Below are 12,111 nucleotides of genomic sequence, written 5' to 3'. Positions count from 1 at the left end.
CGCCCTTCTCCCTAAGGGAGAGGGCGGAAGTGAGGGTAAACACGCTTAGTACAACGTCTTCTGCGGCGGCCCGGCAAATTTCAGCGCGCCAATCTGTCCCATCCGCACTTCCACTACCGACGGTCCTGGCATGGCAAGCGCTTCGGTCATCACCGCGTCAAAATCCTCCGCCCGTTCGACGCTCCACGCCTGTAACCCCATCGCATGCGCCAGCTGCGTAAAGTCCGGGGTATGCAGCTCGTTATAATACTGACGCCCGCCGAAATACTTATCCTGAATGCCGCGCATGACGCCGTAACCGCCGTCGTTCATCACTAGCAGCGTCACGTTGGCCTTCTCCTGCGCCAGCGTTGCCATCTCGCCCAGATTCAGGCTTACGCCACCATCGCCCACCAGCCCCACCACTTTGCGTTGCGGGTTGGCAATCGCCGTGCCAATCGCCATCGGTAGCCCCATGCCGATGGCGCCTGCCAGCGAGTGAATGTTCATCAGCGGTCCGTTGGCGCGGAACAAACGGCTGCCCCACAGGCTTCCGGAAACGGTGATATCACGAACCAGCAGGCCATCTTGCGGCAGCGCGTTCTCGATGGCGTCGTTGAGCTTCGCATAAGCACCGCACTGCTCACGCAGCCCCGCAACAGCTTTCGCCAGCGCCTGCTGCACCTGCGTATCCCACTGCGCATCGCCCCATTCACGCCCCTGCGCTTTAGCCGCCAGCGCGGTTAACAGCGCCGCGCAGTCGGCCACAAGGGTTGTGTCCATCAGATAGTTGCGGCTCGCCGCCGCGGGGTCGATATCAATCTGGACGCGGGGATGCGGTAATTCAAGCGTCCACGAGCGGGTTTCGTTGCTGCGCAGGCGTGAGCCGGCGACCAGCGTAAAGTCGCACTGGGCGATCAACGCCTCAACTGACGGCGAGTTATGAAACGCCCGCAGGCTGGCGCGATGGTTGTCCGGCAGCACGCCGCGCGCGTGGGTGCTGGAGATAACCGTCACTCCCGCATCTGCCAGTTTTTTTACCGCATCAGCGCTACCGAGCGCTCCGCCCCCCAGCCACAGCAGCGGCTGTCTGGCCTGTTTAAGCTGCGCCCACAGCGTGTCGACCACTGCCGTATCAACTGCGGAAACCGACGTCGGTTTCACCGGAGCGGTGATCAGCGACACGGGGATTTTCGCCCCCTGAATATCAATCGGGATCTCCACGGAAACCGGCCCGCACGGCGGAGTTTGCGCCTCCTGAATGGCCTTGTGAAGGATCGCGATCGCCTGGTTTGCGTTGCTGATGCGGTATGCCCGTTTTGAGCTGGCCTTCAGGAAGGTCAGCTGGTCGCGGGTTTCGTGGATAAAGCCGGTGTCGGCATCCAGCCAGGCTTTTTCCACCTGGCCGGTGATATGCAGCAGCGGCGTGCAGGCATTCATGGCTTCCACCAGCGCGCCGACGGCGTTACCCGCCCCGGCGCCGGTACTGGTCAGCGCCACACCGAGCCCGGAAAAACGGCCGTGGGCATCGGCCATGGTGACCGACCCCGCTTCGCCACGTGCGGGCACAAAGCGAATATTCCCGCGCTGCCCTACCGCATCGGCGATGGGTAAATTGTGGATGGAGATGACGCCGTAGATGGCCTCAACCTGATACTGCTCCAGCGTTCTGGCGATGGCGTCGCCGACGGTTATCATTTCGCTCATTACTCACCCTTTCTCAGTCGCACCAGTGGTTGACGCTGTTACCCGTCGCCAGATAAATGCTCTTTTGCTGCATCCAGGCTTTCAGCCCCTGAATGCCCTTTTCGCGGCCCAGACCGCTCTCTTTAAAGCCCCCGAACGGGGTCGAAATCGCAAACACTTTGTAGGTGTTTATCCACACCGTGCCCGCTTCAAGCTGCTCGCTCAGTCGCAGGGCGCGCCCGGTATCCCGCGTCCAGATCCCGGCAGCAAGGCCATAAACGGAGTCATTCGCCTCACGGATCAACGCGGCTTCATCGCTAAAGGGCATCGCCACCAGCACCGGGCCGAAGATCTCCTCCTGACAGGCACGTGCGCCGTTGGTCAGGCCTTCAATGATGGTGGGCTGGAAGTAACTGCCGTTTGCCAGCAGTGGATCGGCAGGGATCTCCCCGCCACACAGCACGCGGCCCCCTTCACGCTTTGCCAGTTCAACGTAAGCCTGCACGCTCTTGCGGTGCGCGTCGTTAATCAGCGGTCCCACATGGGTGCCGTCGGTAAAGGGATGCCCGACCCGCAGGCCGCGCGTTAATTCCAGCAGCCTCGCCATCAGCGGGGCGTAAAGGCGCTCATGGATAAAGAGTCGCGAACCGGCAATACAGGCCTGACCTGCAGAGCTGAAAATGCCGTAGCAGATCCCGCGCGCAGCCAGCTCAACGTCGGCATCTTCCAGCACGATGGTCGGGGATTTACCGCCCAGTTCCAGCGAGGCCGGGATCAATTTTTCCGCCGCCACGTGCGCCAGATGACGGCCCGTGGTGGTGCCACCGGTAAAGGAGATTTTTCGCACTTTCGGGTGACGCGCCAGCGCATCGCCAATCACCGAGCCTTTGCCCGGCAGCACGCTCAGCAGCCCGGCGGGTAAGCCTGCCTGCTCAAAAATACGCGCCAGCTCCAGCGCCATCAGCGGGGTGGCTTCGGCTGGTTTGAGAACCACCGCGTTACCGGCAGCAATGGCCGGCGCCACTTTCTGCATTTCGCTGGCAATGGGGGAATTCCAGGGCGTGATAGCCGCCACCACGCCGAGCGGTTCATATCGGCTGAGGGTAAGCACATCAGGCTGGCGTGGGGTCGGCAGTTCACCTTCCAGCAGCTCGCAGGCAGCGGCAAAATAACGCGCCGTGCCTGCCGCGCTCATCACCAGCCCTCGCGCTTCCGCCAGCGGTTTACCGTTGTCGCGACTCTGCATGCGGGCCAGTTCATCGACGCGGGATTCGATCAGATCCGCCACCTTATGCAGGATCTTCGCACGCGCATGCGGCAGGCTGTTACGCCAGGCAGGATCGCGCCACGCGCGCTCTCCGGCGTCGATAGCCTCCTGCAGATCGTCCAGGCTTGCCGCGTGGAGCGTGGCGTTCACCGCACCGTCTGCCGGGAAATGGCTCTGCATCAGGTTACCGCCGCCACGCCGCCAGTTGCCGCCAATGAAAATGTTAAGATCGTCCATCGTCGCTCCTTAGCGCTGCGTCAGTTCACGGCAGGCGCGAACCGCGCTGAGTGCCGCCAGGGTGGAGGTTTTGGGGTTGCTGGCAAGCGGTAGCCCGCTCAGCTCCAGATGGAACTCGCCAAACATCCCTTCGACGTGCAGCGTGTGGGTATTGCGTTGAGTGGCCGGGTCGACCATCAGTTGCACGCGGGTGTCATCCATCCCCACGCCGCCAAGTGCCACGGTCGCCGCCACGTTGGCGTTGGCCGGAAACAGTCGTGCCGCTTCGCGTGCGCTGCCTTCAAAGAAGATCTGCGCCTCGGACACGGCGTTAAGATCGATAAGCTGCTCGGCATAGCTGCCGCGCCAGCTGGCCGGGCTTTTACGCGACTGGTAGGTCACCTTCTCAAGCCCGCCCTCTTTTGCCGCTGCCAGGCCATCAATGCCCGCCACCGCCCCGGAGAGCAACGTCAGCTTTCCGCCTGCGTTAAGCAGACGCTGTTCCAGCGCGCTGTCTGCCAGCGCGCCGGTGGAGATCACCGCCAGATGCCATCCACGGCGTAAAATCGCTTCCCCGTACTGCGCCACCGCCTGCTGGCTGGCACATTCCAGCACCAGATCGGGAGTATCCGTACATAATGCGGGCGAGGTCAGTGCCACCACCGCATCGCCAAACTGCTGGCGAATCGCGGCATGATGCGACTCGCGCGCCACGATCCAGCCAATGGCAACCTGCTCGGGCAGACGCTCAATGACGGCCTGCGCCATGGCACCGTAGCCGATTAACATGATTTTTTTCATGATGTGTCCTTACAGATGACGGCAGTAGCCGCCGGAAACGTCCAGCGCCGCACCGGTGGTAAACGAAGCCAGCGGCGACGCGAGGAACAGCAGAGCCTGCGCAGGCTCCTGCGGCTTACCGAGACGCGCCATCGGAATGCCGCGTTTGCGGGCAATATCCGCCGTCCACTGCGGCCAGCTCTGACTTTTATCCGCCCGGTTCTCAAAGCGACGCCGCCACTGGCCGGATTCCACCATGCCAAGCAAAATGGAATTCACGCGGATACCCTTACTCACCAGCTCTTTCGAGAGCGTGAGCGTCATGTTGAGCAGCGCGGCACGTGCTGCGGAGGTGGCAATCATGTGTTCCTCTGGCTGCAGCGCCAGCAGCGAGTTCACGCAGGTAATGGAGGCAATATCCGATTGCTCCAGCTGCGGCTGAAAAGCCTGCACGGGGTTAATCACCCCAAACAGTTTCAGTTCGGCTTCATGCAGCCAGGCCTCGCGCGGGGTGTCATTGAAGTGCGCCACATACCCCTGTCCGGCGTTATTAATCAGCAAGTCTGTCCCGCCAAAGCGGGACTTAACGGCCTGGGCAAAGGTCTGAACCTGGTCTGCGTCCAGCACGTCGCAGCGGTGAGAGAAAATCTCGCCATCAGGGAATTCGTTTTGCAGCGACGCATGCGCGCTGGCAAGCCGGTCCGGGTCGCGGCCACAGAACGCCACTTTTGCCCCCTCGCCCAGCAGCAAACGCAGTGTTTCAAAACCAATGCCAGAAGAACCGCCGGTGACTACCGCTACGCGCCCGTCAATTTGTGCATTCATCGCGCACCTCTTCGTTGATACGTAAAAGCTGTTGATTAAAAAACGCGTCGTTATCGAGATAGCTGGCGTGCCCGGCCAGGGGAATCGCGGTAAACGGCATGCCGTAACGTAGCGCCAGCCCCTGAACCAGCTCAGGCTGGGTAATGGCGTCCTGCTCGCCGCACCAGACTTCAAAGTCACCGGCGTAACGCTTCAGCCAGCCGTGAATATCGTCATGTGCCAGCATCCATGCGGCAGCGAGGTAGCCTTCCGGGCGCAGTTTGCGCATGCCCGCCGCAACGGTGGCAATATCGTCCTCACGCGCGCCCGGGCGTAATAATTTAGCGGCCCGGGTTTGCGCCAGGATCTCGCCCCCAAGCGCCATCTGCTGCTCCCGGTTACGCCAGACCTGCTCGCGCTGCGCCGGCTCGGCCTGGCCGTAACCCTGCGCGGCATCGGCCAGTACCAGATGCAGTACGCGTTCGGGATACTTCGCCGCAAAGGCGCTTGCCACCAGGGCCCCAAGCGAATGCCCGACCAGAACGACCTGCCAGACGCCCGCGCGATCCAGCATGGCCGCCAGCGCGTCGGCGTAATCCCCCGCGTTGGCGCGCTCAACCGCCAGCATCGGGCTTTCGCCATAACCGGGCATGTCCCACGCCAGCACGCGAAAACCGTTCAGCGCCATCTGTTTATGCCAGGAGGCAGCACCGGAGCTGATGCCGTGGAGCAGCATCAGCGGGATGCCGCTTCCCTGTTCACGAAAGCCCGTCATCGCGCCCCCTTAGTTCCGCTTCACTTTCGACAGCGGGTGATCGGCCGGATAGGTCGGGATTTCCGGCTTGTTGGTGCCGAGCATCACGCACATCAGCGCCTCTTCTTCACCATGATTGAACAGACCGCGATAGATGCCCGGCGGAACGGAGATCAGATCGCGTTCGCGCAGCACGGTTTCGGTGTAGTGATCGCCGTCCTGGATCATCAGCGTGATCTGCCCTTTAAGCATGAAGAACACCTCTTCCACGTCGTCATGCAGATGCAATGGTCCCTCGCACTTCGACGGCAGCACCATGGTGGAGAAGGTAAAGTGCTCAGCCGGCACGGTATTGGTATCGCTTGCCACACCCGTTGCCCCGGTACCGATGTAGCGCATCTGCGCACGGCGGTATTTAGGATCGAAATCGGCCTGGAACTTCAGCGCGTTCCAGTCATATTTACGCCCTTCAAAGCGCGCAATGCGCGACTCGACCCACTCTTCCATGGTCAGATGGTCAGGTTTAATGCCTGGTTTTGCAGTTACGGTTGAATCAGTCATGACACTCTCCTCAGTAACGTCTCAGCAGCGGCAGTAACAGGACGCAGCCCACCGCCGCCATCACCGCCAGAAAAATCAGCCCGGAATCCATGCTGTGGGTGAAGGCGATCAACGCGCCCATCACCGCCGGCGACAGCGCGCCCGCAAAGTTTCCCAGCCCGTTGAAAATACCGCCCGCCGTCGCGCTCACCCGGGGATGGGTAGCCTTCGCCAGCAGTGCGAAAATGTTCGGCGCACCGGTGCCCCACATAAAGGTGCTAAAGCTCATCGCCGCGATAACGGCCAGCGGGGTATCAAGATGCATGACCGCCGTCAGGCCTAACCCCGCGCCAGCCATCGAGATAAAGCAGGCCACCGCGCGTTTATCGACCCGGTCAGAAAGCCATGCGCCAATCACCTCACCCGCCAGCATGGCGATAAACGGCATCGACGACAGCCAGCCCGCGTGTTCAAGATGAATGCCTTTCCCTTTAATCAGGTAACCCGGCAGCCAGCCATTGATTCCCCACAGGTAGGTGAGAAACGCGATGTTAAAGATGCAGATAATCCAGAAGTGCGGGCTGACAAACAGCTCGCGCCGCGCGGCACGTCGTTCATCTTGTGATTCGCGATCCGCAGCCGGTTTGGCACCCAGACGGATCCCGCGCAGACCGATGCGCACGAACACCAGCACCGGCACGGTGAGCATCGCCATCACAAAGAAGGTGCTCTGCCAGCCGAAGGCATTCAGCAGCCAGATAGAAAGAGGGAAGCCAATCGCCGCGCCTACCGGGGTACCCAGCAGCCACAACATGGTGGCTCGCGCCTGCAGATGCTGTGGGAAGTTATGCCGCACAATGGCAAACGCCAGCGGAAACAGCGGCCCTTCTGCCACGCCCAGCAAAATGCGCAGGACGATCATGACCGTGTAGTTATGGGTAAACCCCATGGCCACCATCAGCACGCACCACACCACCATCATGCCGGTGAGCAGGCGAAGCGGTGCAATCTTGTCCCCCAGTCCGCTTAAAAAGACCGATGAGAAGCCGTAGCTCAGCAGAAAGGCGCTCATCAGAATGCCGAGGCGCGTGGTGTCAAAATCAATGCCCATCGCCTGCTGAAAATGGCTGTCGGAAAAGAGCGCCGCAATGCTGATTTTGTCGAAAAATGCCAGCAGCACGCAGGCCAGCAATGACAGCGGGATGGCCCAGCGCACCGCTTTTTCGGGCGTGCGGGTGCCCTCACCGCTTGCCTCAACCGGCGCGGTGTTAGTCTCAAATGTGGTCATGTCTCCCCCTACGGGTGCGGGTTAGCTATCGCAATGACATCAGTGAAAAAGTCGGGTCAGCCAGCGGCACATCGGACAGATCCCTTCCGGCAGCCATCCAGCGCTTCGCCAGCTTGACGGTACGCGCATCGTTGAACGCCACCAGCTGGGTCAGCCGTCCGTTTTCATCCAGTGAGAAAAACAGCGCATTATCCCGGGCAAGGGTTGTGCAGCCGGCCTGCGGAATACCGAGGATCTGAATGTTGTGCTGGTATTGATCCGACCACAGCCACGGCGCGTCGTCATAGCCGGGGGCATCGGGATTGAGCATCGCCTTTGCCGTGGCAACCGCCTGATTCTGGGCAAAGGCCCACGACTGAATGCACAGCCCATAGTGATGGTGCTGGGCCACATCACCGGCAGCAAAAATAAACGGATCCGACGTTCGCCCCTGAGCGTCCACCACGATCCCGCGCTCAGTCTGCAGACCCGCATCACGCGCCAGCTCCAGATTGAGATCAACACCGATCCCGACGACCACGGCATCAAAGGTTTCACGCTTGCCGTCACAGTGAATGACCGGCAGACCATTGTTATCTTCCAGCTCCAGCGTTCCGCAGCCGGTGCGGATATCCACGCCCTGTTCGCGGTGAAGTGTTTCCAGCTGCTGCGATACCTCGGCGCTCACCGAACGCATGCACAGCGCGGGTTGCTGCTCAAACAGCGTCACGGCGACGCCACATTTACGCGCGGAGGCCGCAATCTCCAGGCCAATCCAGCCTCCGCCGATAATCGCCAGGTTTTGACTCTCTGCCAGGCGCGCCTTCAGCCGCTGTGCGTCCTGCCAGTGGCGCAGGGTATAGACCTGCGGGTGGGCCGCCCACGCGTCGCCCGGCAGACGCGCCCGACCACCGGTAGCGATTAAAAGAATGTTGTAACTAAGGCATTCACCGTTGCTTAAGCACACCGTTTTCGCGTGACGATCGAGAGATTCCGCGCGCACCGGCCGGCACCATGTCAGGTTCAATGCCTGTTGCGCCGCTTCAGGAAAGAGACGCGGTAGCGGCGCGTCCGGCTCCAGTAACGCAGCCTTGGACAGCGGCGGGCGTTCGTAGAAATCCCACGCCTCTTCCGCCACGACGCAAATCTCGCCGTCGAAGCCTTCGTCACGCAGGGTTTTCGCCGCCCAGCCACCTGCCTGACCGCCGCCAATAATGACAATGCGCGAGGTCATACCGCCTCCGGCTTTTTCTGCTGACGGCGAGTGTCGTGGTCAATCCCACCCTCAACCGCCCACTCGGTGAACGACACCAGCGAATGTTCCAGCTCGCGCGGCTGCCAGTTTTCGGTGAGGTAATCATCGTTGGTGTAGTATTCAAACGCCCCGCCGGTTGGGCTGTTGACGTACCAGAAATAGGCCGAGGAGACCGGATGACGCCCCGGGCCAATAAAGGTGCTCCAGGCGTTTTTGTTCATCGCTATCCCACCGCCGATCACCTCGTGAATGTCGCGTACGGTAAAGGCCACGTGGTTCAGCCCCCGCTTACGGTGAGGCAGCTGAAGAAGGAACAGGTTGTGATGCCCGCCGCGCACGCCACAGCGCAGGAACACCGCACGGTTGATGTAGCGGTCAGACACCTGGAACCCAAGCACCTTACGGTAGAACGTCTCCACCGCCGCCAGCTCCTCCACGAAGAACACCACGTGGCCTACATTAATAGGCTGGGCGCGATCGTAGACCGGGCTTGGCGTGTCGATACGGCGGGCATCGCCCCACTGGTTAATCGGCTCGACGTTCAGCTCCACCGGCACCTGATGGCTGACCTGTACGCGCAGGGTCATGCCGTTCGGATCGCGGCACTCCAGCGCGTCGCCCACCTCACGAAAACCGGGCTGCTTCTCAAGCTTCGGGCGCAGCGCCTCCAGATCGTCCCGGGTGGCGACTGCCCAGGTCATCCGGCGCAACGTATTTCCTGCTTCAAACGCTGGCGGCAGGTCAGGGCTGTCGACAGGATTAAGCTCCACGCGCGCGCCGCTCAGGGTAGTAAAACGCTGGCCGCTGGCATCGCCCGTCAGGCCAAAATCACGCATAAATTTTGCGCAGTGCGTCAGGTTCTCGACGCCAAATTCCAGCTTTTCAATTCCGGTTATACACATCGTTCGTTGCCTCGTCTGGCCCAGATTGGGCGTAAAACATGCCCGACGCAATGAAGCGCCTGGCGTTAACCTGATGATTTAACTGGCCTGTGACAAATACCCTAAGAAGCCAGAAATTTTATCCGCCGCCATGCGGACATCGTTTTGCAGGCGCTCGCGATCGGTCTGCGGGATCTCCTCCGAAGGCACCAGAATGCTCACCACGGCTGCCACCCTTCCGCTGCGGTCATACACCGGATAAACGATGGAGGAGATGCCATGACGGAAGAAGGATTCGCCGATCACATAGCCGCGTGCTTTGTCCTGCTGCACCATCTGCCACAACGCTTCACGGTCGTGGATCTGGCCCGGCGTGTTGCCCGGCAGACGCTCGTGCGGGAACAGCTGTTCGAAATCGGCTCGCGAAATATCGGTCAGCAGCATGCGCCCCAGCGACGTGCAGTGCACCGGCAAACGGGTACCAATGCTCACCTGATTGATGCGAGAACCGGCGGCGCTGACGCGGGCGATATAGATGATGTCGCGCCCGTCGCGGATCGCCAGATGACTGCTGCACTGGCTGACGTCACGCAGCTGCTCGATGACCGGCTGACCGACCTGCGCCACATCCAGTGAGGCGATGTATTCAAAGCCCAGACGCAGGACGTTCATGCCAAGCGAGAAGGTATTGGTTCGCGTGTTGCGCTCCAGAAAACCCATGTATTCCAGCGTTTGTACCACGCGGTAGGCGGTGGCTTTCGGCATATCGACCAGCCTGTGCAGCTCGGCAAAGGTCAGTTCACGGTGCTGCTCGCCAAAGGCCAGCAGCAGCTGTAAGCCTCGCTCCAGCCCGGGCACCAGGTACTTCACTTCGTGATCGCTTGCCATAGTTGCTTTACCTCAGTTAAAGACAAAACCGCCGTTGACCGGAATCAGCTGGCCGGTGATAAACCGCGACAGATCGCTTAACAGCCAGACCACGCTGCCGGTGACGTCTTCCGGCTGCTGCGCCCCGGTGAGCGCCCGGCCGTTTTCGTAAAGCTGATGCCGCTCTGCAGGGACATATTCCGTCGCTTCGACGCGGGTTAAGCCCGGGGCGATGGCGTTAATACGAATGCGTTTTTCACCCAGCTCACGTGCCATTGAACGGGTCATGGCAATCACGGCGCCCTTGCTGGCCACGTAGGCCATCAGACGCGGCGCGCCCCACAGCGCGGTATCGGAAGCCACATTGACAATGGCTGCCCCTTCGCGCAGCAGCGGTACCGCATCCCGGGTAACCAGCCAGGTGCCTTTAACGTTAACGCTCATCACCCGGTCCCACAGATCCGGATCGTAATCAAGCATGTCCTTGCCGCCGACCCCGGTCGCCATCGCCGCGTTATTGACCAGACCGTCGATCGGTCCCTGTTCGCCAATGGTGCTGAACACCCGCGAAATGGAGAGCGGATCGGCCAAATCGATAACGTGTGATTCAATCGCATAGCCCTTCTCACTTAAGCCATGCGCGCTTTCAGCCAGCTCGCCCTGAAGGATGTCGCACATCACCACCGCCGCGCCCTGCTCTGCGCAGGCTTTCGCAAAATGAAAGCCCAGCCCACGCGCGGCACCGGTCACCACGATGCGTTTCCCGTTCAGCAGCCCATTCATCAGGCGGCTCCCTGCTGAGCTTCACGCGCCGCCAGCTGCTCTTTCGCCGCTTTTTGCATCATGCGGCGCAGGCGCGAGAGGCCCACATCATGCTGGTAAAGGTATTCGTGTTCCCGTGCATCTGGCGCCATGCTCTCCAGCACCACGCGGTCCTGCTCAAGGACTTCCCAGTGCAGTTTTTCCAGACGGTTACGGTACATGAAACGCCACATATCGCGCTGCCAGCCCTGCACGCGGCGGATACGCCAGAAGAAGACGCGGCAGTTATCGTTATCTTCCGGCACCACCATGCCAACAATGAAGAAGTGACCACCCGGCCCGAAACGCTTCTTATAAGGAATGGACAAACGCATCCAGTAGGTGCCGCTGTTGCCCAGCTCAACCCAGTCGAAGTTGACGCCGCTCTGGCCTTTTTTCTCGAAGATAAACCCGGTTTTCGTCGGCTGCAGAACCATATCCGCTTTGCGATCCCCTTCCGCCATGGAGTGCGACGAAGAGTGCAGATAGGTGCCGTGCATCGGGTCCATCACGTTTTCCAGTGCGTACTGGTAATTGCATTTCCACGCGGCGGTGCAGAGGAAATTGCTGTAGGCGTCGGTATCAGCCAGTTCGTCCGGGAAGCTCAGTTCGTCGGGTTGCTGATCGGCGGTAACGCCAAACCAAAGGAAGATGGCCCCGTGCACTTCCTGCACGTTGTAGCTGCGCACACACTGCTGGCCGACCAGCGGACATTTGTCCACCGCAGGCACATCCTTCACTTCGCCGTTGCCCGCCACTTCCACGCCGTGATACCAGCAGGCGATACGATCGCCCAGATTCCAGCCCATCGACAGACGCGCGCCACGGTGCGGACAGCGATCTTCCAGCGCCTGCACCTGGCCATCCTTGTTGCGCCAGACCACAATCTGTTCGCCCAGACGGGTGATCCCCACGGGCGCAGACTGAACTTCCCAGCTGGCCAGCACCGGGTACCAGAGGCCGCGCAGACCTTTATCAAGATAGTTTTGTACGGTAGTCGTCATCGCATTGCCC

12 protein-coding genes are annotated in these 12,111 nt (G+C 60.9%); all 12 read right to left on the bottom strand.

The features are described 5' to 3' along the window. Window positions 1–45 precede the first annotated feature (45 nt). Window positions 46–1,686, bottom strand: coding sequence for a thiamine pyrophosphate-binding protein (locus AC2FAP_RS12045; protein WP_025203269.1), 1,641 nt, complete (start codon window positions 1,684–1,686; stop codon window positions 46–48). Between the two features lie 13 nt (window positions 1,687–1,699). After that, window positions 1,700–3,169 carry an aldehyde dehydrogenase gene (locus AC2FAP_RS12040; protein ID WP_421636899.1) on the bottom strand — a complete coding sequence of 490 codons (1,470 nt, stop codon included), beginning with the start codon at window positions 3,167–3,169 and terminating at the stop codon, window positions 1,700–1,702. A 9-nt stretch (window positions 3,170–3,178) separates the two neighbouring features. Next, entirely contained in the window at window positions 3,179–3,949 is a 771-nt protein-coding gene (locus AC2FAP_RS12035; protein WP_449541309.1) for an aspartate dehydrogenase, read from the bottom strand. A 9-nt stretch (window positions 3,950–3,958) separates the two neighbouring features. Next, window positions 3,959–4,753 (bottom strand): SDR family oxidoreductase, encoded by a 795-nt coding sequence (locus tag AC2FAP_RS12030; RefSeq protein ID WP_449541310.1) that lies wholly within the window; start codon window positions 4,751–4,753, stop codon window positions 3,959–3,961. After that, window positions 4,737–5,507: an alpha/beta fold hydrolase gene (locus AC2FAP_RS12025; RefSeq protein ID WP_025203266.1), complete on the bottom strand. Its 771-nt coding sequence runs from the start codon at window positions 5,505–5,507 to the stop codon at window positions 4,737–4,739. The genes AC2FAP_RS12030 and AC2FAP_RS12025 overlap by 17 nt, the downstream gene beginning before the upstream one ends. 9 nt (window positions 5,508–5,516) lie before the next feature. Continuing rightward, window positions 5,517–6,047 carry a cupin domain-containing protein gene (locus tag AC2FAP_RS12020; protein WP_014171547.1) on the bottom strand — a complete coding sequence of 177 codons (531 nt, stop codon included), beginning with the start codon at window positions 6,045–6,047 and terminating at the stop codon, window positions 5,517–5,519. Between the two features lie 10 nt (window positions 6,048–6,057). Beyond that, window positions 6,058–7,314: an MFS transporter gene (locus AC2FAP_RS12015; protein ID WP_025203265.1), complete on the bottom strand. Its 1,257-nt coding sequence runs from the start codon at window positions 7,312–7,314 to the stop codon at window positions 6,058–6,060. Window positions 7,315–7,339: 25 nt separating this feature from the next. Beyond that, complete coding sequence (locus AC2FAP_RS12010; RefSeq protein WP_449541311.1) at window positions 7,340–8,527, bottom strand: NAD(P)/FAD-dependent oxidoreductase; 1,188 nt, start codon at window positions 8,525–8,527, stop codon at window positions 7,340–7,342. Next, the gene (locus AC2FAP_RS12005) at window positions 8,524–9,450 is read right to left on the bottom strand and encodes a VOC family protein (RefSeq protein ID WP_185791325.1); all 927 of its coding nucleotides are present in this window, start codon (window positions 9,448–9,450) and stop codon (window positions 8,524–8,526) included. Before AC2FAP_RS12005 ends, AC2FAP_RS12010 begins: the two co-directional genes overlap by 4 nt. Before the next feature lie 78 nt (window positions 9,451–9,528). After that, a complete protein-coding gene (locus AC2FAP_RS12000) occupies window positions 9,529–10,317 on the bottom strand; it encodes an IclR family transcriptional regulator (RefSeq protein ID WP_020883705.1) in 789 nt (262 codons plus the stop codon). A 12-nt stretch (window positions 10,318–10,329) separates the two neighbouring features. Beyond that, complete coding sequence (locus AC2FAP_RS11995) at window positions 10,330–11,079, bottom strand: SDR family oxidoreductase (protein WP_063156838.1); 750 nt, start codon at window positions 11,077–11,079, stop codon at window positions 10,330–10,332. Then, on the bottom strand, window positions 11,079–12,101 hold the full coding sequence (locus AC2FAP_RS11990; RefSeq protein WP_020883703.1) for an aromatic ring-hydroxylating oxygenase subunit alpha: 1,023 nt from the start codon (window positions 12,099–12,101) through the stop codon (window positions 11,079–11,081). Before AC2FAP_RS11990 ends, AC2FAP_RS11995 begins: the two co-directional genes overlap by 1 nt. Window positions 12,102–12,111 lie beyond the last annotated feature (10 nt).

Source organism: Enterobacter cloacae complex sp. 394I7, assembly GCF_057320345.1.
This window is presented reverse-complemented; position numbering and strand designations above follow the sequence as displayed.

Excerpts from the sequence above, each read along its gene's own strand:
- AC2FAP_RS12045 (WP_025203269.1), bottom strand. The coding sequence starts at position 1,686 with ATGAGCGAAATGATAACCGTCGGCGACGCCATCGCCAGAACGCTGGAG.
- AC2FAP_RS12040 (WP_421636899.1), bottom strand. The coding sequence starts at position 3,169 with ATGGACGATCTTAACATTTTCATTGGCGGCAACTGGCGGCGTGGCGGC.
- AC2FAP_RS12035 (WP_449541309.1), bottom strand. The coding sequence starts at position 3,949 with ATGAAAAAAATCATGTTAATCGGCTACGGTGCCATGGCGCAGGCCGTC.
- AC2FAP_RS12030 (WP_449541310.1), bottom strand. The coding sequence starts at position 4,753 with ATGAATGCACAAATTGACGGGCGCGTAGCGGTAGTCACCGGCGGTTCT.
- AC2FAP_RS12025 (WP_025203266.1), bottom strand. The coding sequence starts at position 5,507 with ATGACGGGCTTTCGTGAACAGGGAAGCGGCATCCCGCTGATGCTGCTC.
- AC2FAP_RS12020 (WP_014171547.1), bottom strand. The coding sequence starts at position 6,047 with ATGACTGATTCAACCGTAACTGCAAAACCAGGCATTAAACCTGACCAT.
- AC2FAP_RS12015 (WP_025203265.1), bottom strand. The coding sequence starts at position 7,314 with ATGACCACATTTGAGACTAACACCGCGCCGGTTGAGGCAAGCGGTGAG.
- AC2FAP_RS12010 (WP_449541311.1), bottom strand. The coding sequence starts at position 8,527 with ATGACCTCGCGCATTGTCATTATTGGCGGCGGTCAGGCAGGTGGCTGG.
- AC2FAP_RS12005 (WP_185791325.1), bottom strand. The coding sequence starts at position 9,450 with ATGTGTATAACCGGAATTGAAAAGCTGGAATTTGGCGTCGAGAACCTG.
- AC2FAP_RS12000 (WP_020883705.1), bottom strand. The coding sequence starts at position 10,317 with ATGGCAAGCGATCACGAAGTGAAGTACCTGGTGCCCGGGCTGGAGCGA.
- AC2FAP_RS11995 (WP_063156838.1), bottom strand. The coding sequence starts at position 11,079 with ATGAATGGGCTGCTGAACGGGAAACGCATCGTGGTGACCGGTGCCGCG.
- AC2FAP_RS11990 (WP_020883703.1), bottom strand. The coding sequence starts at position 12,101 with ATGACGACTACCGTACAAAACTATCTTGATAAAGGTCTGCGCGGCCTC.